Source organism: Mesorhizobium sp. M0019 (genome assembly GCF_040323975.1).
Lineage (GTDB): Bacteria > Pseudomonadota > Alphaproteobacteria > Rhizobiales > Rhizobiaceae > Mesorhizobium.
This window is the reverse complement of record NZ_JAMYVK010000053.1, coordinates 21786-43434: the sequence shown is the minus strand read 5'-3', so window position 1 is coordinate 43434 and position 21649 is coordinate 21786. Positions and strand designations below refer to the sequence as shown.

At 62.6% G+C, this 21649-nt stretch carries 27 protein-coding genes; 22 read left to right on the top strand and 5 right to left on the bottom strand.

What is annotated here, in order from left to right; all coding sequences use genetic code 11:
• Window positions 1-220: 220 nt before the first annotated feature.
• Window positions 221-520, top strand: a complete 300-nt coding sequence (locus NKK47_RS28630; RefSeq protein ID WP_023675763.1) for a hypothetical protein — start codon at window positions 221-223, stop codon at window positions 518-520.
• 51 nt (window positions 521-571) lie between these two features.
• Here NKK47_RS28630 and NKK47_RS28625 read toward each other — a convergent pair whose 3' ends face one another.
• Window positions 572-847 (bottom strand): hypothetical protein, encoded by a 276-nt coding sequence (locus NKK47_RS28625; RefSeq protein ID WP_352579119.1) that lies wholly within the window; start codon window positions 845-847, stop codon window positions 572-574.
• A 169-nt stretch (window positions 848-1016) separates the two neighbouring features.
• On the opposite strand from NKK47_RS28625, the gene NKK47_RS28620 reads away from it, so the two are divergent.
• The 4 genes from NKK47_RS28620 to NKK47_RS28605 all read left to right on the top strand — a co-directional run bounded on the left by NKK47_RS28620 (window position 1017) and on the right by NKK47_RS28605 (window position 2603).
• On the top strand, window positions 1017-1313 hold the full coding sequence (locus NKK47_RS28620; RefSeq protein WP_352458319.1) for a hypothetical protein: 297 nt from the start codon (window positions 1017-1019) through the stop codon (window positions 1311-1313).
• Window positions 1314-1655: 342 nt separating this feature from the next.
• The gene (locus NKK47_RS28615; protein WP_023675766.1) at window positions 1656-1961 is read left to right on the top strand and encodes a DUF1236 domain-containing protein; all 306 of its coding nucleotides are present in this window, start codon (window positions 1656-1658) and stop codon (window positions 1959-1961) included.
• A gap of 124 nt (window positions 1962-2085) precedes the next feature.
• On the top strand, window positions 2086-2298 hold the full coding sequence (locus NKK47_RS28610) for a hypothetical protein (protein ID WP_352458318.1): 213 nt from the start codon (window positions 2086-2088) through the stop codon (window positions 2296-2298).
• An 86-nt stretch (window positions 2299-2384) separates the two neighbouring features.
• Complete coding sequence (locus tag NKK47_RS28605) at window positions 2385-2603, top strand: DUF2934 domain-containing protein (RefSeq protein ID WP_352458317.1); 219 nt, start codon at window positions 2385-2387, stop codon at window positions 2601-2603.
• 289 nt (window positions 2604-2892) lie between these two features.
• Here NKK47_RS28605 and NKK47_RS28600 read toward each other — a convergent pair whose 3' ends face one another.
• Window positions 2893-3225 (bottom strand): hypothetical protein, encoded by a 333-nt coding sequence (locus NKK47_RS28600; RefSeq protein WP_352458316.1) that lies wholly within the window; start codon window positions 3223-3225, stop codon window positions 2893-2895.
• A gap of 275 nt (window positions 3226-3500) precedes the next feature.
• On the opposite strand from NKK47_RS28600, the gene NKK47_RS28595 reads away from it, so the two are divergent.
• The 3 genes from NKK47_RS28595 to NKK47_RS28585 all read left to right on the top strand — a co-directional run bounded on the left by NKK47_RS28595 (window position 3501) and on the right by NKK47_RS28585 (window position 5603).
• A complete protein-coding gene (locus NKK47_RS28595; protein ID WP_352579118.1) occupies window positions 3501-3752 on the top strand; it encodes a hypothetical protein in 252 nt (83 codons plus the stop codon).
• 184 nt (window positions 3753-3936) lie between these two features.
• The gene (locus NKK47_RS28590) at window positions 3937-5184 is read left to right on the top strand and encodes an aconitase X (protein ID WP_352579117.1); all 1248 of its coding nucleotides are present in this window, start codon (window positions 3937-3939) and stop codon (window positions 5182-5184) included.
• Window positions 5181-5603 carry an aconitase X swivel domain-containing protein gene (locus NKK47_RS28585; RefSeq protein ID WP_352458313.1) on the top strand — a complete coding sequence of 141 codons (423 nt, stop codon included), beginning with the start codon at window positions 5181-5183 and terminating at the stop codon, window positions 5601-5603. The genes NKK47_RS28590 and NKK47_RS28585 overlap by 4 nt, the downstream gene beginning before the upstream one ends.
• Here the strand turns inward: NKK47_RS28585 and NKK47_RS28580 are convergent.
• From NKK47_RS28580 to NKK47_RS28570, 3 genes are read right to left on the bottom strand one after another with little or no spacing between them, the layout of a single operon-like run.
• Window positions 5600-5764, bottom strand: coding sequence for an SIP domain-containing protein (locus NKK47_RS28580; RefSeq protein ID WP_023675773.1), 165 nt, complete (start codon window positions 5762-5764; stop codon window positions 5600-5602). The two genes, NKK47_RS28585 and NKK47_RS28580, sit on opposite strands and share 4 nt — an antisense overlap.
• A 2-nt stretch (window positions 5765-5766) precedes the next feature.
• Window positions 5767-5979 (bottom strand): hypothetical protein, encoded by a 213-nt coding sequence (locus NKK47_RS28575; protein ID WP_023675774.1) that lies wholly within the window; start codon window positions 5977-5979, stop codon window positions 5767-5769.
• Between the two features lie 11 nt (window positions 5980-5990).
• Window positions 5991-7022, bottom strand: coding sequence for a LacI family DNA-binding transcriptional regulator (locus tag NKK47_RS28570; protein ID WP_352579116.1), 1032 nt, complete (start codon window positions 7020-7022; stop codon window positions 5991-5993).
• A 372-nt stretch (window positions 7023-7394) separates the two neighbouring features.
• Between NKK47_RS28570 and NKK47_RS28565 the strand changes: the two genes are divergently transcribed.
• The 14 genes from NKK47_RS28565 to NKK47_RS28500 all read left to right on the top strand — a co-directional run bounded on the left by NKK47_RS28565 (window position 7395) and on the right by NKK47_RS28500 (window position 21551).
• On the top strand, window positions 7395-9008 hold the full coding sequence (locus tag NKK47_RS28565) for an extracellular solute-binding protein (protein WP_352458310.1): 1614 nt from the start codon (window positions 7395-7397) through the stop codon (window positions 9006-9008).
• 78 nt (window positions 9009-9086) lie between these two features.
• On the top strand, window positions 9087-9947 hold the full coding sequence (locus NKK47_RS28560) for a carbohydrate ABC transporter permease (protein ID WP_254820511.1): 861 nt from the start codon (window positions 9087-9089) through the stop codon (window positions 9945-9947).
• The gene (locus NKK47_RS28555) at window positions 9944-10903 is read left to right on the top strand and encodes a carbohydrate ABC transporter permease (protein ID WP_352579115.1); all 960 of its coding nucleotides are present in this window, start codon (window positions 9944-9946) and stop codon (window positions 10901-10903) included. The genes NKK47_RS28560 and NKK47_RS28555 overlap by 4 nt, the downstream gene beginning before the upstream one ends.
• Complete coding sequence (locus tag NKK47_RS28550) at window positions 10900-11991, top strand: ABC transporter ATP-binding protein (RefSeq protein WP_352579114.1); 1092 nt, start codon at window positions 10900-10902, stop codon at window positions 11989-11991. The genes NKK47_RS28555 and NKK47_RS28550 overlap by 4 nt, the downstream gene beginning before the upstream one ends.
• A gap of 1 nt (window position 11992) precedes the next feature.
• Window positions 11993-13054 (top strand): ABC transporter ATP-binding protein, encoded by a 1062-nt coding sequence (locus tag NKK47_RS28545; protein WP_352579113.1) that lies wholly within the window; start codon window positions 11993-11995, stop codon window positions 13052-13054.
• Window positions 13055-13104: 50 nt separating this feature from the next.
• Window positions 13105-14193: a Gfo/Idh/MocA family protein gene (locus NKK47_RS28540; protein WP_352579122.1), complete on the top strand. Its 1089-nt coding sequence runs from the start codon at window positions 13105-13107 to the stop codon at window positions 14191-14193.
• Window positions 14194-14219: 26 nt separating this feature from the next.
• A complete protein-coding gene (locus tag NKK47_RS28535) occupies window positions 14220-15134 on the top strand; it encodes a sugar phosphate isomerase/epimerase family protein (RefSeq protein ID WP_352579112.1) in 915 nt (304 codons plus the stop codon).
• Window positions 15135-15171: 37 nt separating this feature from the next.
• Window positions 15172-16113: a sugar ABC transporter substrate-binding protein gene (locus NKK47_RS28530; RefSeq protein ID WP_023675781.1), complete on the top strand. Its 942-nt coding sequence runs from the start codon at window positions 15172-15174 to the stop codon at window positions 16111-16113.
• A gap of 61 nt (window positions 16114-16174) precedes the next feature.
• The gene (locus tag NKK47_RS28525; RefSeq protein ID WP_352579111.1) at window positions 16175-17179 is read left to right on the top strand and encodes an ABC transporter permease; all 1005 of its coding nucleotides are present in this window, start codon (window positions 16175-16177) and stop codon (window positions 17177-17179) included.
• Window positions 17176-17958, top strand: a complete 783-nt coding sequence (locus NKK47_RS28520; RefSeq protein ID WP_352579121.1) for an ATP-binding cassette domain-containing protein — start codon at window positions 17176-17178, stop codon at window positions 17956-17958. Before NKK47_RS28525 ends, NKK47_RS28520 begins: the two co-directional genes overlap by 4 nt.
• 34 nt (window positions 17959-17992) lie before the next feature.
• A complete protein-coding gene (locus NKK47_RS28515) occupies window positions 17993-19174 on the top strand; it encodes an aldose 1-epimerase family protein (RefSeq protein ID WP_352579110.1) in 1182 nt (393 codons plus the stop codon).
• 91 nt (window positions 19175-19265) lie between these two features.
• Window positions 19266-20354: a fatty acid desaturase family protein gene (locus NKK47_RS28510; protein ID WP_352579109.1), complete on the top strand. Its 1089-nt coding sequence runs from the start codon at window positions 19266-19268 to the stop codon at window positions 20352-20354.
• A gap of 44 nt (window positions 20355-20398) precedes the next feature.
• On the top strand, window positions 20399-20713 hold the full coding sequence (locus tag NKK47_RS28505) for a MocE family 2Fe-2S type ferredoxin (RefSeq protein ID WP_352465283.1): 315 nt from the start codon (window positions 20399-20401) through the stop codon (window positions 20711-20713).
• A gap of 37 nt (window positions 20714-20750) precedes the next feature.
• On the top strand, window positions 20751-21551 hold the full coding sequence (locus NKK47_RS28500; RefSeq protein ID WP_352579108.1) for a 3-methyl-2-oxobutanoate hydroxymethyltransferase: 801 nt from the start codon (window positions 20751-20753) through the stop codon (window positions 21549-21551).
• The last annotated feature ends 98 nt before the right edge of the window (window positions 21552-21649 follow it).

Genomic DNA, 21649 nt, shown 5'->3' with positions numbered 1-21649 from the left:
CACACCCCGCCAACCCATATTTCTCCTGGTCTCGGGGGCGCGGAGTTGTTTATACGCCACAGGACTAAATAGTCCCGTGCAGTTGGCCCCCCCCCCACCAAACGGTGCGGCGGGCTTTTTGCATTTTCCCTCGCATTCTGTACGATCTTTCTTTCGCGACAGGGCGGCTCGATCCGGCGCTGCCCGACCAAGATGCGCGTTAGGCATGGGAGATGGTGTCATGCTTGCCAAGGTCCTGACACAAGCGGCAGTCCTGACAGCCGGGGCGCTTCTGTTTGCCGCGACGGCCCACGCCCGGCCGGACAGCCGCGCGATGACGTGCGAACAGACACAGCTTCTGATCCAGAGGCATCGCTCGGTGGTGCTGACCACCGGCCAGAACACCTACGACCGATACGTCCGCCAATTCGGCAATGAATGCGACTGGCCGCAGGTGCCGCGCGCCGCTTATATCAAGACGCGTGACGGTCAATGTCCGGTCTATCGCTGCCAGGATCCGGTCTTCGACCTCCCGGACTGAAAGCAAGTGTTTTTCATCCGACCGCCGATGCAGAATGCGGAAGGCGGTGGCTCATTCCTCGTCGAAAGGACCACCTTCCCGTTGGAGATCGTGCGAAATGACGCGTTCATCGGTGTCGTCCGGCAAGGCCTCGTCGCTTTCCTGGTAAGCGTTATCGTCGTCCTCCTCCGGCAGTTCGCCGCTTTTCTCGACGTCATAGCGAATGTCGCCGTTTTGCGGCACGCCATCAGGGAGGATTCTCCCGCTCCGGATGGCGTCCCAGTCCTGCTGCTGGATGGTCGGGCTCTCCGTCTCGTCGTCGGTTCGTTCTTTCCTGCGCGGTTCCATCGCCGGTTCTCCATAATGTCAGCGGCCCTGAATTGGCTCAGTGGTTGAACTCATAAGTCTGGCGGCCGGTTCCCAGGCCACTGCGGTCCGGGCGCATTGCCGCACGACGGAACCAATCGCGCCTGCCGCCCTTCACATTCAGAAGATACTGGCGCGAAAGGAGCTCGACATGAGACCGCTCATTTTCTTGCCGTATATGCTAGGTGCGCTGCTGCTGGCGGTGCCGGCGGCCGCGCAGCCGGGCGAACAGGCGCAATCCGACCGCTGCAAAGTCGAGCTGCCCGACAAGAACAGCGAGCAGCAGAAGCCGGCCGGCAACAATTTGTCCGATACGCTCGAGCCATGCGGTGGGGTCCTGAAGCCCCCGCCAACGGGCGATCAGGGCATGGCGGCGCCACCGCCGGACGAGGGCAGGACCCCGGTGATCAAGCCCGGCGAGGTGCCGCCACAGCCGCCAAAGCAGTAGCAGCGACGAGCGGCAACTTCGCGCCGCTTGCGCCGGCAGGTTTGTTGCACTCGCTTAGGAACATTAGCTTGTCCTAAATGTTATTTCAGACGCAGTAGATATCACCCCCCTCCGGTATCGCTGCTGATCGGGAAACCGATCGGCCCGCGTCTTGCGACGCGGGCCACCGCAGTTCATTCGCAGTCCATTCGCCGCATCGCGCGGGCACTTCACCGCTGTTCGATTAGCCGCCACTTACGGAACAACAAGGTGGCGTGGGCGTTTGCCTAGAGGGTTCGCCGCTTCGACCGGAATGCCGCGTCGCAATTGTAAGGGCGAGGCCCGTAACAACAGGAGTAGACGATGAAAATCCACCTTGTTCCTGCTGCGGCGGGATTGGCGTTGCTTGCCGGCGTCGGCGTGGCCACCGCGGACCAGGTGATTGTCACGCCCGAACAGCAGACGGTCATCCGCGAATACGTCCACAAGCACCCGCTTGCGTCGATCAGTCTTCTGGGGGTGGAGCTCAATATCGGTTCCACGTTGCCCGATACGGTCGAGCTGCAACCGATCGATGTTCCAGACGTGCGGTACAGATACGTCGTCGTCGGCAATCGCACCGTGCTCGTCGACCCAGGCACCCGCAAGATCGTGCAGGTCATCGAGTGATCGGCGTTGCCAAACCGCGAACCGGGTTTGGAAAGGTCACGGTCTAATAACCAAATCAGAGCTCCATCCCGAGCGATCGGGATGGAGCCGCTGTCGTCTCGAAACAAGGAAAGGAGCCATTCCCATGCTGCCGCATGTCGAGCCGGTCAACGTGGCCGCCGCCGTCGACAAACTGCTTGCTGAACGAGGCGATGGCCTGCTGTCGATGAAGGCGGCGATCGCACTGTTGCGCAAACGCACCGGAACGGAGCGCTCGGACGCCGACCTTGAAGGGTTGATCATCAAGAAGGCGGCGCTCCTCGGCGTTGCTGTCCTGTGTGACAGAGAGGTTCAATAACGGTGTTGCCTGCCGCTCAAGACGCGGGTCGAAATTTCAGCTAGAACAAGGTTGCTTACGCATGAACCGAGCCGACGGAGGTATCAGTGACGGACAGGCAGGAACGGATTCGCCAGCGGGCACACGCGATCTGGGAACAGGCAGGCAGGCCCGATGGGGCGCATCAGCAGCATTGGGATCAGGCTACCGCCGAAATCGACACGGAAATCGCCGCGAAAGAGAAGACCGCCAGCCGGCCGAAGCCGAAAGCTAAGCCGGCCGCCAAGGAGGAAACCAAATCCAAGGCGCGACCACGCAAAGCGTGAACTCGAGCGGATTTAGGCAGACTTGGATTGAACGCGTCCAAACGGCAGAATTCAGATCCATCATAGGCTACGTTCATGGTATAGGCCCGGCCGCCTTGTCCGGATCGGTCCGGTCACGGCGGAACTGCCCTGCCCAAGGCAATGGCAACAGCCATTCCTCGTGCCTGCCAGTGCAGAGCTCATATTCAGGCGCGAGATTGGTCGGCGCCAAGCCCGCCATCCCAATGGCGGGCTACTTACCGCCTTGCACGTGGCGGCAGCATGGCGGGGGCTCACACGAGCACGCGCCTCAATGCGTTTGACGGCCAGGATCCGGCGAAGCGGACGCTCCGTCTTCCAAGGCGTCCCAGCCCGGCGCGGGACTGCTTTGCATCAGTTCGGGGCACGCGAACTCCGTCAGATCGGTTTCCGCGAAGCCGTCGAACTCGATAGCCGCCCCGTAGAGCTGGGCTGCTTGCATGACGAGCCATTCGATGTCTTCGCGCGCAACATTCTCGGCGAGGTTCTGCAGTCGCGCGGCTTCGGCGACAGCAGTCAGATTGATGGCAATCCCGGACCGCAATGTAGCCCGAACTCGGGAACTGACGTCTTCGTGCAGGCGAACCGAAAATCCGTAGCGCATGGAAAACCTTCCCTTCAGGAGCGGTTTGTCCCTCGTGTTCTACGATGCGCCCAGGATTCGCGATTGGCAAGCGAAATTCCTTAAAAACTCATTTTATGTCAAATAGTTAGCGTATTTTGTTGATTGTCCATTTGATGCTTGATCCGCTTCATCGGACTTCTGCATGACTCGCTGATCTGAAGGCCTTGACGCATTCTGCTCACGTACCTAACTCTACAGAAAAGTAGGAACATACTAACTCAGCTGCATTTAGGCTGGTATGACTGGAGGCCGAGATGTCCGAACTGGAACGCCCGGAACGATTGCAGATCATGCTGACCGTCGATGAACTGGCGGCGTTGGAGAACTGGCGCTTCGACAAGCGCATGCCGAGCCGGTCGGCCGCGATACGGGAACTTTTGAGGCGAGGCCTCACAGCCGATGGTTTCCTGACGGCGGCGCACGGGACCAAGTCGCGCGACTTCGGCATCCTGCCGCATTCTGCAGATGGCGACGGGGCAGTCGACGGGGTGCCCCAGAAGGAATAGCGTCGTTTCCGCGGCGATCGCCCGCTCTGCGACCGTGCTTCGCGACTCTCTTGCTTCGCGATGAGCTGTGAACGTCTGGTCCGCTGATCGCCGCGAAGTAGAAGAGATCCAAAGCTCTGTCTTGCCAGACGCTCCGCAATCAGGGAGTGCTCGATCGGCATAGTGTGGGCTCGGGAATTTGCCGATGACGCTGGAATTGACGGGCGGCGACCAGTCGATGCTGCATGGCGAGCAAGGCTCGGCAGCGGCTGCCGCCATGAAGATCCTGGTCGCTTTCGCGAAGGCGGTCGGCGCGCGCAAATTGCTGGACATTGCCGGTGCCCATATCGACGGCTGCCTCTATCACGGCCAGGCCAGCCTCGATTTCGTCGAAAGGCTGATCGAGGGCGGCGGCCGCGTTCGGGTGCCGACGACGCTGAATGTCGGTTCGTTCGACCTCATCCATCCCGGATTGGTGAAGATGCCGGTGTCGCAAGAAACGCCGGCGCGACGCCTGATGAAGGCGCATCTGGAACTCGGCTGCCAGGCGACCTTCACCTGCGCACCCTATCAGACCCGGTTCCGGCCAAGGTTCGGCGAGCAGATCGCCTGGGGTGAATCCAACGCCATCGTCTTTGCCAATTCGGTGATCGGCGCGCGGACCAACCGCTATGGCGATTTTATCGATTTGTGCTGCGCAATGACCGGGCGCGCGCCGGCATGGGGGCTGCATCTGAGTGAAAATCGACGCGGCCAGGTCCTGTTCGAGCTGACTGGCGGTCTCGAGACCAGCGACGCCCTGTTCGTGGGTGTCGGACTACTTGTCGGGCAAAGGGCTCGCGACCGCATCCCTGTCATATCGGGCCTGCCGCAGCCGCGCGACGAGGACCAATTGAAGGCGCTGGGGGCGGCGGCGGCAACGACGGGTGCCGTGGCGCTGTTTCATGCCGTCGGCATCACGCCGGAGGCGAAGACGCCGGATGAGGCGTTGCACGGCCTGGCGCCGGAGGAAAAAATCCGGATCTCTCGCGCTGACATCCACCATGCGCTGGCCAGGCTGTCGAGCGTCCCCGACGGCGTGCAGGTTGCAGCCGTGTCGTTAGGCACGCCGCATTTCTCCTATGACGAATGGATGCGCCTGTTGCCGCTGCTGCGCGAAGTCGGTCCAGGCAAGGGTATCCCAATCTATGTCAACACAGGGCGCGCGACGCTGATGCGGCTGCAGGACGAAGGCGCACTGGCCGGCATGGAAGCCTTCGGCCTCGTTCCGGTCACCGACACCTGCACCTATGTCACGTCGATCCTCGAGCGTCTCGATGGCGTGGTGATGACCAATTCGGGCAAATGGGCGCATTACGCACCTGGCAATATCGGTGTCTCGGTGGCCTTCGGTGACATGGAAGACTGCGTCCGCTCGGCTGCGGCCGGCCGCGTCGTGCGAGGCGCGCCATGAAGACGCCGGCCAGAACCGGTACATTCCACCTTGCCGGCTCGGCACAAGGCCCAGCGCTGGTGCTTTCGCAGGCGCTCAGCTTCTGGGGCGGGATCGACGTCGAAACGGGCGACATCATCGACCATTCGCATCCGGACCTGGGCGGCAATATCGCCGGCAAGATCCTGGTGATGCCGAGCGGGCGAGGGTCGTCGTCCTCGTCTTCGGTTCTGGCCGAAGCGATCCGCAGAGGCACGGCGCCGGCCGGCATTATCCTGGAGCGGCCGGACCCGATCCTTGCCGTCGGCGCCATCGTTGCCGAATTCCTCTACGAAATCAGCATGCCGCTGGTTGTCTGCGACATGTCAGGCATTGTCTCCGGCGACCGGATCGCAATCGGTCTGGGCGAAGATGCGCAAGCGATGGTGAGCAAGCTCTAGCCGGCCATCAGTCCCGCCGCGCCCCGCCGCCAGTAGGCTGCCGCCAGTGTTTCGTTGCGGCCGAGCGCCAGCGTGCCGCGCCAGTGTTCGCGCACCGTCGTGGCGGCTGCCGCTTCGGCCGCAAACCAGCCGAACGCCGAACCGGTCGGCCATGCGAGCAAGCTTACCCACAGGGGCGAAATGGCATGGTCGGCAGTGATAGCCGGCGCGGGCACATGCGCTGGTTTCGATCGGGCAGCATGACGGTTATGCTGCCGATGGCGTGTCTGTCCTTGCGCCGTCTTGCGGGTTCAAGGCACTGGCCGCCGAGACGGTCGTCGCCGGCGGCGGAGACGAAGGCGCTGTTCGTATTGGGCGGCGCATCTATGATCGGCATCGGCCCTTCTTTCAGATCTCCGGGATGCTTTCCCTGAAGATCACTTGCAGCCGTGGCTGGTGCAGTTCGTAAGGCAAGCCCCTGACCGCATGGCTCAAGGTGTTGAGCGCCTCGCGGGCTTCGACACGCGGGTTCTGGTCGATGACCGCGTCGAGCGTGCCGTCGAGCAGAAGCTCCTTGGTGCCTTCCGTCACCTCATGGCCGAGAAAGACCGTCGACAGCGCGCGCCCGCGCTCCTTGAGTGCGCGGGCGATGCCGGTGTTGCCGGCGCCGACATTGTAGATGGCGGCCAGGTCCGGGTGCCGGTCGAGCAGGGCGGAGGCCTCCGAATAGGCCTTCTCCCGGTCGTCGAGCATCTCGCGCATCTCGACGATCTGCAGATTGGGCGATTCTTCCGCCAGTATGTGGCGGAAGCCCATCTCGCGCTCCTCGTGGCCGCGGTAGGAGAGCGAACCGGCGAACAGCGCGACCTTGCCCGGACGCCCTGCGCCCATGAAGCGGTTGAGCAGGTAGCCGGCGAGCCGGCCGGCGGCGCGGTTGTCGATGCCGATATAGGCAACCCTCGGCACATGCAGGATGTCGGAAGCGATGGTGACGACCCTGACGCCGCTGGCCGAAAGCGAGCGGATCGCCTCACGCACAGTTGGATGGTCGAGCGCGATCACACCAACGCCCTGCGTCTGCCCGTGCAGTTCCTGCAGCAGACGGGCAAGCCGGTCCGGATTGAAGCCTTCGATAGTAGCGACGCGGACGTCGAGGCCGGGCCGCGCCTGCGCCTGCGCCTCGATCTGGCGGTGTAGCATCTTGATGAAGGAATTGGTGCCGGCGGGCAGGGCGAAATCGAGCCGTATTACCTCACCGCGCAGCGCGTTGAGCGAGCTCGGATTATTCGAATTTTCAGCGATATAGCCAAGCCGCTGTGCCGTTTCGAGCACGACCTCGCGGGTGCGCGCCCGAACCCCGGCGCGGTTGTTGAGCACACGGTCGACCGTGGCGGCCGAAACGCCGGCCTCCCGGGCTATGTCTGTCAGGGTGGACCGCACTGTCGATCACCTCATTCCAAAATGCGCCAAGGGCGCATCGAGATTACGCATTTCATGGGTCCGATGTCGCAGAGCGGCTTCATCGCCGTCCGCGATTCTGATGGGAAATGATGTAACCGGCCTTGGCCGATGCGCAAGCCGCTGCGCTACACCAAAATGCCCAAGCGGACCAAAGCGGGGAGGTGGGCAGCCGGGCTCCCTCAAATTCAAGCACCGGCTTCAGTGTGAGAGCCTTGATAAACGCCATCCTTCCCCTCCCATGAGATGTTATGAGGTGTATTGATTATTTATGATGTTGACAGCCTTCGTATAGTGCCGTCAATATCCATCATAAGGGCCGTCGAGGAACAAGGCCCTGAGGGAGGAGTTCCAATGTCGAATTTGATCCGCGTGTCGCGGCGCCGTTTGCTGGCGTCCGGTGGAAAGGCGGCAGTCCTTGTTGCCGCCGCAGGTATTGCACCGAAATTCATTCGCCCAAGCCGTGCCTATGCGGCCGATGCCCTGGCGCCCGGCATGATCGGTGGTCCGACGGGCTTCGACGGCTCGGAGCGCTATCAATATGGCGCCGATACGCCGGAGGGCCGCGCCATCGAGGCGGCCAAGGCGATGAAGGGCGCCGGCAAGGCGCCGGCCAAGATCGTGCTTGGCCTGTCCGACGGCTCGATCGGCCAGCTAACCCAGCCGTTTCCGGCCGGCGCGCCGTCGATCAAGGATCTCTGGGAGAAGGAAACCGGCATTCCGTTGGAAATCGTCGGTGTGCCAAACGGCCAGGAATTCACCAAGACGATGCAGGACATCTCCACCAAGGGTGGGGCGTATGACATCTACGCGGTCGAATGGAACCGCCTTGGCGACCTCGCCGAAACCGGCGGCATCCTCAAGCTCGACGACTTCGTCGCGCAATACAAGCCGGAATGGGACGATCCCGAGCGCGGCTATGTCGACGGCGCCAAGGGCGTCTCGCTGCTCAATCAGTATCGCGGCTCGACCTATGGCGTGTCACTGGATGGCGACTTCCAGACCTGGGTCTACCGTACCGATCTGTTCGGCGACGCAAACGAGAAGAAGGCCTTCTCCGACAAATACGGTTATGAACTGGCGGCGCCGAAGACGTGGAAGCAGCATGACGAGATCGCGGCTTTCTTCCAGCGCCCGGACAAGGGCCTGTTCGGCTCGACCGATCTGCGCAACCAGGGCTGGGGCTACACCAACTGGTATCAGCGTTATGTCTCAATGGCTTCGCCCAATCAGTTCTTGTTCGACGATACCGGCAAGCCGCTGATCAATTCTGAGCAAGGTATCGCGGCGACCAGCGAGTACATCGCGTCGCTCTCGCATCATTCGCCGGATGCGATCTCCTGGGGCTGGCCGGAGCAGTACGGCAATTTCGCCAAGGGCGGCGCGGCCATGACCTGTGCCTTCTCCAATCTGCCGAAATTCCTCGACAATGCCGGCAACAAGGATTCAGCTGTCACCGGCAAGATCGGCTCGATGCTGCCGCCCGGCCGCGAAATCGACGGCAAGCTGGTCAGCCGGTCGGTGCTGTGGCTCAATCTGTCGGCGTCGGTGTCCTCGCAAGCCAAGAATCCGGAGGCGTGCTACCTGTTCCTGCAGTGGCTGGGCTCAAGCCGCATCTACGCCTGGATGACTGCCAATCCGGGCGGCTACTTCGATCCGTTCCGGCTATCGGATTTCTCGGATCCGCTGGTTCGCCAGACCTATCACGCCTACCACATGGACGTGGTGCGCGAGACGGTCGCCCGCACCGTGCCCACCATCAACTATCCCGGCGCCACCGCCTTCCACAATGCGCTGGACGAGAACCTCGTCGCCGCGCTGACCAAGGCCAAGACAGCCGAGCAGGCGATGGCCGACACCGAGGCCGAGTGGAAGAAGATTGCCCGCCGCACCGGCGAGGAGAAGCTTCTCGAAGCCATCAAGACCAACAAGGAGGCCTGGCCGACCGTCCTCGATCCGATCGCCTGATCCTCGCAGGATCTTACCAAGAAGGGGAGGAGCGGTCGCTCTTCTCCTCGGCAACGAAGGACCCAGCAAAGCCGCAAGATGAAGCGTTCAGTTCCTTTCGAGATATTCCGCTATGCCGCGATCCTTGCGGCGATGGCGGTGACGCTGGTGCCGATCCTGTGGATGGTGTCGATGGCGTTCAAGCCGATCGCCGAATGGTCGGCGACCGGCGCCGACCTGACCTGGTGGCCGAAGAACCCGACACTCAGCAATTTCCGCTTCGTCTTCGGTGAATCGACCAACAATCTGATCGTCGCCCTCGACCGCACAGCTTTGAAGCCGATCCTGTCGTCGCTGCTGTCGGCCACATTCGGTACGGCAATCGCCATGTCGGCGGGCACCGCGGCGGCCTACGGGCTGTCGCGCTTCGGCTCGGGCCAGAACCTGCCGCTGGCGCTGATCCAGCTTCGCCTGTTTCCGCCAATGGCGGTCATGACCCCGGTGATGATCATGTGGGCCTTCCTCAATTTCACCGACAGCTGGTGGGGGCTGTCGTTGATCTACGGCATCGTCACGCTGCCTTTCGCCTTCTGGCTGATGAAGACCTTCTTCGACGACATGCCGCGCGAGATTGAGGAGGCGGCACTGGTCGAGGGCTGTTCGCGGTGGCGCGTCTTCACGCGCATCACGCTGCCGATGATGCGCGCGCCGCTGGCCAGTGCCGCGCTGTTCGTCTTCATCCTCAACTGGTCGGACTATCTGATTGCGCTGCTTCTGACGACGCGCGAATGGGTGACGGTCCCTGTCTACATGGCCTCGCTGTCCTCCTCGATGACCGGCCAACTCTACGGCGCCAAGGCAGCGCTCGGCCTGATAGCCGCAGTGCCGCCTGTCATCATGGGCATCGCCATCCAGCGCCATCTGGTGCGCGGGCTGACCTTCGGGGCGCTCAAGCAATGAGCGCGGTGACTGCGACGATTTCGGAGGGCGACATGCAAGCCTCCAAAGCGGCGTCGGTGCTGCCGGACGAGGGCGCAAAGCTCGGCTTCCGGCTGACGCTGCCGGCGCAGATCCTGGTGCTGTTCATCGCCGTCTTCCCGCTCCTGATGCAGCTCTACATCAGCCTGACCGACTGGTCGCCGCTGTCGGGCACCGGCTGGTGGAACGCCTGGTCGATGTGGAACAGTTTCGCCAACTACACCGACCTTGCCGCCGATGCGCGCTTCTGGAGTGCGCTGAAGCGCACGGCCATCGTCATGATCGTCTGCGTGCCGGCGGAGTTCCTGCTCGGCTTGGCGCTCGCGACACTGTTTGCCGACGAGTTCCCCGGCAAGCGGATCTTCTACTCGATCCTCTTGATGCCGATGATGGTGGTGCCGGCGGTGGCCGGCTACATGTTCTTCATGCTGTTTCAGTCAGGCGGCCCGGTCAACGACATCCTGTCGGCGCTGTCAGGCTTTCCTGTCACCATTGCCTGGCTGTCGGACCCGACGCTGGCCCTCATCGCGGTCATGGTCGCCGACATCTGGCAGTGGACGCCGCTGATGTTCCTGATCCTGCTTGCCGGCCTGGTCGGCGTGCCCGAGGACCAGATCAAGGCGGCGACGCTGCTTGGCGCCAATCCCTGGCAGCGCTTCGTCACCATCGTGCTGCCGAAGATGAAGACGATCATCATCATCGCGCTGGCGATCCGGGTGATCGAGAACTTCAAGATCTTCGACACGCTCTACATCATGACCGGCGGCGGTCCAGGCGTCGCTACCGAAACCATCTCCGTCTACATCTACAAGCTCACCACCCAGGACCTGATCTGGGGCTATGTGGCAGCAATCGCGCTGGCCATATTGATCGTGCTGTCCATCGCTGCGGTGTTTGCCATGAAATGCATGGCTCGGGTACGCGAGGTGGCGGCATGAGCACCATCCACCTGCAGAACCTGGTCAAGAAATTCGGCGACTTCACCGCGCTGAAGACGATGGACCTGGCCATTGCCGACGGCGAGTTCATGGCGCTGCTCGGGCCGTCTGGCTGCGGCAAGTCGACGACGATGAATATGATCGCCGGCATGGAAGGGCCGACCAGCGGCAAGATCCTGTTTGGCGAGCGCGACATGGCCGGCGTGCCGATGGGGCGGCGCGGCGTCGGCTTCGTCTTCCAGAACTATGCGATCTTCACTCATATGAGCGTGCGGCAGAACCTCGCCTACGGGCCGAAAATGCGCGGCGCACCAAAGGCCGAGATCGGCCGCCGTGTCGGCGCCATTGCCGAGATGCTGCAACTGACGCCGCTGCTCGACCGCAAGGCGGACAGACTGTCGGTCAACATATTGCAGCGGGTGGCGATCGGCCGTTCGGCGATCATGGAGCCGGCGATCTTCCTGCTCGACGAGCCGCTTTCCAATGTCGACGCCGCCTTCCGGGCAGTGATGCGGACCGAACTGAAGCAGTTGCAGCGGCAGTTCCGGCAGACCATGGTCTACGTCACCCACGATCAGCTTGAAGCAATGACCATGGCCGACCGCATCGCGGTGATGGACCACGGCGTGCTGCAGCAGGTCGGCACGCCGCTCGAGGTCTATAACAATCCGGCCAATGTCTTCGTCGCCCGCTTTATCGGCGCGCCGGGCATGAACCTGCTCAAGGGCAGGCCGGCGGAAAGCGACCGTGGTCTGGTCATCGATCTCGGCCCGCTCGGCGTGACACCGCCGCTGCCGGTCGAGATCGCCGATGCCGTACCCAGGATGCGCGGCGAGGTGTTTTATGGCTTTCGACCGGAGCAGGTGACGCTGGCTGAAGGTGGCCGTGGCCTGTCCATGCCGGTGAGTTTCGTCGAGCGGATCGGCGCGCGCACCATCATCCACCTTGGCGACGGCGAGACTGCGGTGAAGGCGGTGTTCGACAATGATGTCGGGCTGGCGATCGGGCAGACAGCTGTCGTCGCGCCTGCGGCGGAGGCGGTGCGCGTCTTCGACGCCGCCTCCGGTCTTGCATTGAGAGCAGGTTGAGATGGCCGATATCGTTTTCCGTAATGTGACAAAACGCTATGGCGGCACGCTTGCCGTCGACGATGCGTCGTTCGCGGTGAACGACAACGAATTCTTCTGCTTCTTCGGGCCGCCGCTGTCGGGCAAGTCGACGATACTCCGTCTGGTGCTCGGGCTGGAAACCCCGGACGCGGGCGAGATCCTGATCGGCGGAAAGCCGGTCAACACAGTGTCGCCGGCCGACCGCAACGTCGCCATGGTGTTCCAGAATTTGGCGCTGTTTCCGCATATGAGCGCGCGCGACAACATCCGCTTTCCGCTGGTCGAACGCCGGGTCGCCGAAGCCGAGATCGAAGAGCGCGTCGCCGACGTCGCAGCCAAGCTGCATATAGGCCATATCCTGCACAAGCCGCCGGCACAGCTTTCCGGAGGTGAGCGGCAGCGCGTGGCGATTGCCCGCGCGCTGGTGCGCGACCCGGCCGCCTATCTGATGGATGACCCGATTTCGGCGCTCGACGCCCGGCTGCGCGAGGAGACGCGCGTCGAGCTCAAGCGCATCCAGCGCGAGCTTGGCAAGACGCTGATCTATGTCACGCACGACCAGGAAGAGGCGATGTCGGTCGCCGACCGCATGGCCATACTGGAGAACGGCAAGATCAGGCAGATCGGCGCGCCGGCCGAGATCTATGACCGGCCGACCAGCACCTATGTGGCGCGGCTGCTCGGCTCGCCGATGATGAATATATTGAAGTCGGTGCACGGCGCTGAAGGCGTGGAGGCGGCGGAAGGCACGATCCGCATCGCGGATACCGGCGCCCCGGCCGATGCCGTGGAAATTGGACTCAGGCCGGAAGACATCAAGGTTAAGGGCTGGTCGGAGGGGGGCGCGGGCCGCGCGGCGCGAGTGTTCGAGGTCGAGCCGCTCGGCGGCTACACGGTTGTGACGCTCGCCGCCGGGCAGGCGCGTCTGCGGGCGCTGTTGCGCGGCCAGCCGGACATCAGGCCGGACGCGATGGTGGCGATATCCTGCGAGCCGGGCAGGGTGCATTATTTCGGGCAAGGCGGCGGAGCGCTGGCAAGATGACGGTGGCTGCAAGGAACGAGCTTCGGGAGGAATATATGGCAAGCCAAGAAATGGTGGGCAACGGCTTCGAGCCGGACGTTAAAGTCCGCACCAGAGAATACAGGATCGGCTGCGTCGGCGCCGGCATGATCATGGCCGAATGTCACCTTGCCGCCTACAAGGAAGCCGGTTTCCCCGTGGTGGCGATTGCCTCGCGGACCAAGGCCAGCGCCGAGAAGGTCGCCAAACGCTGGGATATCCCAACCGTCCACGACACGCCGGAACAGCTCATCGAGGACAAGAACGTCGAGATCATCGACCTTGCCTTTCCGCCGGACAAGCAGCCGGCGCTGATCCGCCATGCGCTGAAGCAGGCACATATCAAGGCGATCCTGGCGCAGAAGCCATTGGCGCTGTCCCTTGAAGAGGCAGTCAAACTTCGCGACGAGGCGGCCAAGGCAGGCAAGATCCTCTCGGTCAACCAGAACATGCGTTACGACCAGTCGATGCGCGTCTTGAAGCAGATCATCGACAGCGGCGCGCTCGGCGACATCGTTTTCGCCCAGATCGACATGCATGCGATCCCGCACTGGCAGAGCTTCCTCGAGGACTATGACCGGCTGACGCTCGCCAATATGAGCGTCCACCATCTCGACGTATTGCGCTTCCTGTTCGGCGATCCCTTGGAGATCACCAGCCTGACCCGCAAGGATCCGCGCACCCGCTTCGATCATTCGGACGGCATCACCGTGTCGACGATAAAGTTCCCGTCGGGCGTGCTCGCCGTATCGCTTGAGGATGTCTGGTCCGGTCCGCGCCAGGAGGGCTACAAGGACGACCAGCACATCAATTGGCGCGTCGACGGCACCAAGGGCGTCGCCAAGGGCACCATCGGCTGGCCGACAGGTTCTGCCTCGACGCTGACCTATGCCTCGACCGAGACCACCGGTGGCGAATGGGTGACACCCAAATGGGATACGATGTGGTTCCCGCATGCCTTCATCGGCGTCATGGAGCAGCTCCAGCACGCGGTTAAGACGGGCGAGCCGCCGGCGCTCTCGGTCGCCGACAACGTCAAGACCATGGCGCTGGTCGAAGCCGGCTATCGCTCGATCGACATGGGCCGGACAGTCAAACTTTCCGAAATATCAACTGACTGAATTACTTACAGGGAGGACTTCACACCATGATGCAGGCAGGTATTTTCACGGGTTATTTCCCGTATGGCCTCAAGGAAACCGCGCAGAAGATCCGTGCGCTCGATTTCAACACCGTACAGCTCGACCTGCATTTCAAGGACATAGATCTGTCGGCCGGGCAGATCACCAGGGACAAGGCCAAGACCGTCCGCGATACGTTTCGCGATCACAATCTGCCGATCTGCTGCGTATCGGGCTATACCAACATCATCCATCCGGATATGGCCGAGCGCGAGCGGCGCGTCGGCTATTTGAAGGAGATCATCCGCAACGCACGCCATTTCGGCACCCCTTACGTGATCTCGGAAACCGGTACCTACAACACCGAGTCCGACTGGGTGCATCACCCGAAGAACAAGACCGAGGAAGGTTTTGAGGAATGCCGCAAGGTCATCGCCGACCTTGCCCAGACCGCCTATGACCACGGCGCGGTCTTCCTGCTCGAAACCTATGTCAACAATGTCGTCGGTTCGGTCGAGGAGACGGTGAGGATGTTCGCGCAGGTCGACCACCCAGGCCTCGGCCTGCTGATGGACCCGACCAACTATTTCGAAACGCACAACATCGACAGGATGGACCAGATCCTGAACCAGGTGTTCGACACATTGACCGACAAGATCAAGATTGCCCACGCCAAGGACGTCAAGCGTTCCGGCGGCGACAAGTCGGAAAAGCACGCAGACATCGGCGACGAGGACGCGCTGGAGAGCCACACCTTCCGCGGCGTCGGCGAGATCGAGCTGCCGGCGCCCGGCCTCGGTTCGCTGAATTACGACCTCTATCTCAAGCGGCTGGCCGAAAAGCATCCGAACATCCCGCTCATCATCGAGCATCTTTCGGAAGACGACGTGCCCCGTGCCAAGAAATTCCTCGACGGGAAATTCCGCGCCAACGGACTGTGATGGCGCGGTTCGGCTACGAAACAAGGGAGGAAGAGAAATGTTGAAATTCGCGTTGAAAATCGCTGCCGCGGCGACGGTTCTCGCCGGTGTTGCGCTGGGTACGCCGGCGCTGGCGCAGGACGCCCAGAAGACGTTCTACCTGCTGTCGCATGGCGGCCCGTCGGATGCCTTCTGGATCGACTGGAATGCCGGCGCCACCAAGGCCTGCGACCAGCTCAAGGTGACCTGCAAGATCTCGTTCAGCGGCGGCGACATGGCGGCGCAGAAGGAAGCCTTCAACTCGGCACTCGCCGCCAAACCGGACGGCATCGCCACGACCTCGGCGCAGCCCGGCCTGTGGACCGAGGAGGTCAAGGCAGCCAAGGCGGCCGGCATCCCGATCGTGTTCTTCAATACCGACGATCCGGCAACCGGCCGGCAGGCCTATGTCGGCGCCGACCTTAAGGAAGCCGGTGTCATCTGGGCGAAATATCTGGTCGACCACAAGATGGTGAAGCAGGGCGACAAGGTGTTCCTGCCGGTCGAAGTGCCGGGCGCCAGCTACCAGCAGCTCGAGACCGAAGGCATTGCCAGCGTCTTCGATCCGCTCGGCATCAAATATGATGTGGTCGATTGCGGCACCGATCCGGCCGGCATCATCGCCAAGATGACCGACTACATGGTGGCCAACAACCCGCCGGCGATCATCGCGCTCGGCGATTCCGTTGCGGCCAGCGTCAAGCGGGTGTTCGACGGCGCCGGCGTGCCGGCCGGCAAGATCCCGGTCGTCGGCTGGGGCAATTCGAAGGAAACGGCCGAGTCAGTGAAGTCTGGGTTCATCAACGCGGCTGCCTGGCAGTTTCCCTCGGCGCAAGGCTTCATGCCGGTGGCGCTGCTCGGGCTGGCCGCCGCTGGCGAACCGATCGGCTACGACATCCACACGTTCAGCCTCTACGACGCGTCGAGCGTCGAACCGATCCTGAAACTCTACAACAAGTGATTGAAATTGACGCTCGCCGCGCAGGCGGCGGGCGTCACCTTGAAATATGGTCGAAACAGTCATGACAATTGCCGCAGAAGAGGAAATGCCGCGTACCAAACGCAGGTCGAGCCTGATGCGCTCGCCGCAGTTCTCTTCGCTCGTCATCCTGATCGTCCTGCTGGCGGTGTTCGCGATCGCCGACGCGAATTTCCTGTCGCCGCTCAACATCTCCAACATGATGGCGTTCCTGCCCGAGCTCGGCATCATCGCGCTCGGCATGACGCTGCTTCTGACGGCGGGCGAGTTCGACCTTTCGGTCGGTGCCGTGTTCGGGCTGGCGCCGGTCGTCGTCATGCTGCTGGTGCAGAACGGCGGGTTTGATATTGGCGTCGCGCTGTTGGCCGGCCTGCTGCTCTGCATAGCGATCGGTGCGATCAACGGCCTGATCGTCACCAAGATCGGGATCTCGTCCTTCCTGGTGACACTGTCGATGTTGCTCGTCGTGCGTGGGGCAGCGCTTTACATCACCCAAGGCTTTCCGCTGAAATCCTGGAACCAGCCAGGCTTCTTCGTGACGCTGCTGGCCGGCAGCTTCAATATCGGAACGTTCCGTTTCTATACCTCGCTGTGGTGGTTCATTGGCCTGTCGCTACTGGCGATCTATGTGCTGCGCTACGCCAAGCTCGGCAACTGGATCAGTGCTATCGGCTCGAACCGTAACGCTGCCGTGGCGCGCGGCGTGCCGGCCGATGCGGTTAAGATCTGGCTGTTCATCCTCACCTCGGTGCTGGCCGGTCTCGCCGGCATGATCAGCGCCTTCCGCATCTCTGCCGCCTCGCCGGTGGCAGGCACCGGCTACGAGCTCGAAGTGATCGCCATGGTGGTGGTCGGCGGCACCGCGCTGACCGGTGGGCGCGGCACCATTTTCGGCACCATCGTCGGCGCGCTGATGCTGCGCAGCATCCGCAACGGCATCGTGCTGATCGGCGTGCCCGGGCTCGCCTACAACATCTTCGTCGGCATCATCATCCTTGCCATGCTCATCCTGCACGCTTTGCTGCAGAAGAACGCCGCCAGGAGCTGACCATGGAAGTGCTTCGGCTGCAGAATTTGCAAAAGTCCTTCGGCAGCGTCCGCGCCCTGAAGAACGCGTCCTTCGCGCTCAACGAGGGCGAAGTGGTGGCCTTGCTCGGTGACAACGGCGCCGGCAAATCGACGCTGATCAAGGCGATCTCGGGCGTGTTTCCGGTCGATCGCGGCGAGATCTATGTGCGCGGCCAGAAGGTCTCGATCCGCTCGACACGCGATGCGATGGATCTCGGCATCGAGACCATCCACCAGGACACCTCGCTGGCGCCCGATCTCAGCATTGCGCGCAATCTTTTCCTCGGCCGCGAGCCGGTCAATCTCAAATGGCTGGGCGTGTTCGCGCCGCTCGATCTCGCTCGATTGCGCGATGCTGCGTCGGCTCTATTGAAGCGCGTCGGCATCTCGAAAAAACTCGACGCCGATGCGCTGGTCAGCACATTGTCGGGCGGCGAGCGCCAATCGATCGCCATTTCGCGTGCCATGCAATTTGCCGCCAAGGTCATCATCCTCGACGAGCCGACCAACAATCTCGGCGTCGAGGAAACGCACGGCGTGCTGCGCTTCGTCAAGGAAGTGCGCGACGCCGGTCACTCGGTGCTTTTGATCACCCACAACATCCATCACGTCTTCCAGGTCGCCGATCGCATCATCGTCATGCGCCGCGGCGAGATCGTCGCCGAGCAGACGGTCGCCGACACCGATCTGCTGACCGTGGAAAGCATCATCACCGGCGCCGACATGTCGGCCCTGCTCAAGGAGACGAGAGCGAAGTGAAGGACGGGAGCAAAGTGAAAGAACTGGCCGTCACATGGTAGAGCTTTACGGCAAGACGCTGTCGCGCCGGCAGGTCTCGGAACGGTCCGGCATGCTGTCGCAGTTCGCCGGCGTGCGGCTGATGACGCTTGGCGACGGCGTCGAGCGCGGCATCCGCATGCTCGAATTCCGCACCGGCTCCGGCCTGCGCTTCACCGCGCTGGTCGACCGGGCGCTCGATATCGCCGACTGCGACTTCAAAGGCCAGGCGATCGGCTGGCACTCGCCGAGCGGTTTTCGCCATCCCGGCCTGCACGAGTATGAAGGCGAGGAGGGATTGGCGTGGGCGCGGTCGTTTTCCGGCCTTCTGCTGACCTGCGGCCTCGACCATATATTGTTCATGAACGAAGTACCGGCCGATACCTACAACTACCCGCCGAAGACGATGGTGCGCCATTCGCTGCACGGCCGCGTCAGCACCATCCCGGCGCGGCTGACCGGCTATGGCGAGACCTGGGACGGCGACCGCTGCGTGTTGTGGGCCGAAGGCATCGTCCAGCAATCGACTGTATTCGGCGAGGATCTGCACCTGCTGCGGCGGATCGAGGCCGATGTCGGCGGCAACGAGATCCGGCTTTCGGACCGTGTCGTCAATCACGGTTTCAACCGTACGCCGCATATGTATTTCTACCACATCAATGTCAGCCATCCGGTGCTCGACGAGGGCGCGCGCTACCTGGCGCCGATCCGCGACGTCATCTGGGCAGGCCATGCCGGCGAGCGCTATGAAGCGCAGAAGGTCGGCTACCGCACGGTGCCGGCGCCGCAACTGGGGTTCAAGGAACAGGTCTGGCAGCACGAACTCGGCGCCGACAGCGCCGGCGAAGTGCCGGTGGCGGTGGTCAACGACAGGCTCGGCCTCGGCTTCGAGGTGGTCACGCGCAAGGACCAGTTGCCCTGCGCCTATCAATGGCAGAATTTCCAGGCCGGGCAGTACGCGCTTGGGATCGAGCCCTCGACGAATCATGTGCTGGGAAATCTGGCGGCGCGCGAACGCGGCGAGATGATTTGGCTGGAGCACGGCGAGAGCCGCTCCTACGATGCCGTGTTCCGGGTTCTCGACGGCGCCGGCGAGATCGCCGCCGCCGAGAGCCGGATCGCGGCAATCGCCAGGCAGCCGCAGCCGGATTATCCCCAGCCGTCGGGCCGTTTTCCTGTTCTTGGAGGCAGGTCGTAATAATGGCGAACAGGATACGGGACACCAGTTGGGAGGCTGGCTCCGGCCGGAGCGGGGAGGGCTCGCGGCCGATCGGGAATTGGAGGTCACAATGGCTGGCACGGTAAAGCGCGATTACAGCCTGGTCGGCGAAAGCACGCGCAGGGCAATCGAGACGGGACTGGCCTCGGCGGAGTGGTACCACACGGATGTCCCCCGCAAGGCGATCAAGGAGTTGATGCAGCGCTCAGACGGCCCGGCGATCCGCGACACGATCATCTGGATCGTCGCCATCCTCGGCTCGGCCGCCGGCGCCATCTATTTCTGGGGTACCTGGTGGTGCGTGCCGTTCTTCTTCGTCTACGGCGTGCTCTACGGCTCGTCCAGCGACTCGCGCTGGCACGAATGCGGCCATGGCACTGCCTTCCGCACGCGCTGGATGAACGATGTCGTCTACCAGATCGCCAGCTTCATGCTGATGCGCAACCCGGTGACCTGGCGCTGGAGCCATGCCCGCCACCACACCGACACGATTATCGTCGGCCGCGACGCCGAGATCGCCGTGATGCGCCCGCCGGACCTTTTGCGTGCGGCGCTGGCTTTCACCGGCATCCTCGATTTCCGCTATTCGCTTCCGGCGCTGGTACGCCAGGCGTTCGGCAAGCTGACGCCCGACGAGAAAAGCTACGTTCCCGAGATGGAACAGCACAAGGCCGTCATCGCGGGGCGCTGGCATATCGCCATCTACATCGCGACGATCGCGCTCGCCGTTTTCATGCGGTCGTGGATACCGGTGGTGCTCATCGGCGTGCCGCGCCTCTACGGCACCTGGCACATGGTGATGACCGGCCTGCTGCAACACATCGGTCTGGCCGACAACGTCGTCGACCACCGGCTCAACACCCGTACCGTGTACATGAACCCGATCAGCCGGTTCATCTACTGGAACATGAACTACCACGTCGAGCACCACATGTTTCCGATGGTGCCCTATCACGCGCTGCCCAAGCTGCATGAATTGATCAAGCACGATCTGCCGGAGCCGAACCCGTCGATATGGCATGCCTATCGCGAGGTCTGGCCTGTCCTGCTCAGGCAGCTCAAATACGAGGATTATTTCCTCAAGCGCGAACTGCCGCCGACGGCCAGGCCCTATCGTGGCGAGTTCCACGAAGTGAACATGTCGGCGGCGGCTGAATAGGCACCGCACCGGCGCCAAGCAGAAAATTTCAGGAGAGATATAAAATGGCCGATTGGGTCGAAGCGTGCGCCGTGGACGATGTCGAAGAGGAAGATGTCATCCGCTTCGACCATGGCGGCCGCACCTTCGCGATTTACCGTTCGCCGGACGATGAATTCTTCGCCACCGACGGGTTTTGTACGCATGAGAAGGCGCATCTGGCCGATGGGCTTGTCATGGACGACATCATCGAATGCCCAAAGCACAATGGCCGCTTCAATTACAAGACCGGCCAGGCCAAAGGGGCTCCCGTCTGTGTCAATCTGCAGACCTATGCGGTCAAGGTGGAAGCTGGCAAGGTGATGATCCAGATCGCCTGACCGGCCTTCTGTCACGTAGCAAAGGGGACCAAAATCCATGAGCCGGAAAAGACCGACCGTCGCAGACCTGCGTGCCATGAAGGGCAAGCGGCAGCTGACGATGCTGCGCGTGCTGACGATGGACGAGGCCGAGGCCGCCGAACGCGCCGGCGTCGATATCGTCTCGGTGCCGCCGGAGCTGGTGCTCAATCCGCAATACCGCGATGCGGCACCCAGCCTGTTCACCATGCCGGGCGAGAATTTCTTCGAGATCGGCACCGCCGATGATTTCGTCCGCTGGGCGTTCCGGCTCTACAAGGCCAGCGCCGATGCGGTCTATTGTAGCGCCGGCTATGCCACCATCAAGCGGATGGCCGACGACGCCATTCCGGTAATCGGCCATGTCGGCCTCATCCCGTCACGCGCCACCTGGACAGGCGGCTTCAAGGCTGTCGGCAAGACCGCCGATACCGCCATGCAGGTGTTCGAGGCGGTGAAGCAACTGGAGGCCGCCGGCGCGATCGGCGCCGAGATCGAAGTGGTGCCGGTGGAAGTGGCCAAGGCGATCTCGGAGCGCACTTCGCTGATCATGCTGTCGATGGGAGCGGGCACCGGCTGTGACGCGCAGTATCTGTTCGCAGACGACATCCTCGGCCAGAACCGTGGCCACATGCCGCGCCATTCCAAGGTCTATCGCAATTTCGCCGCCGAATACGATCGCCTGCAGGCCGAACGCATCGCCGCCTTCTCCGAATACGTCGCCGATGTGAACAGCCTGGCGTATCCCGAAGACAGGCACGTCGTCCACATGGACCCGGACCAGCTCAGCCTGTTCCTGGAGAAGATCGAAGCCGTATAAGACACGCCGGCAGCGGCACGAAGCGTCATCGCGGATCGTAAAAGGCCGGTTCGGCGCCAGGGCCAGGTCATCGCATGGCCGGCTGCGATGCCACACGA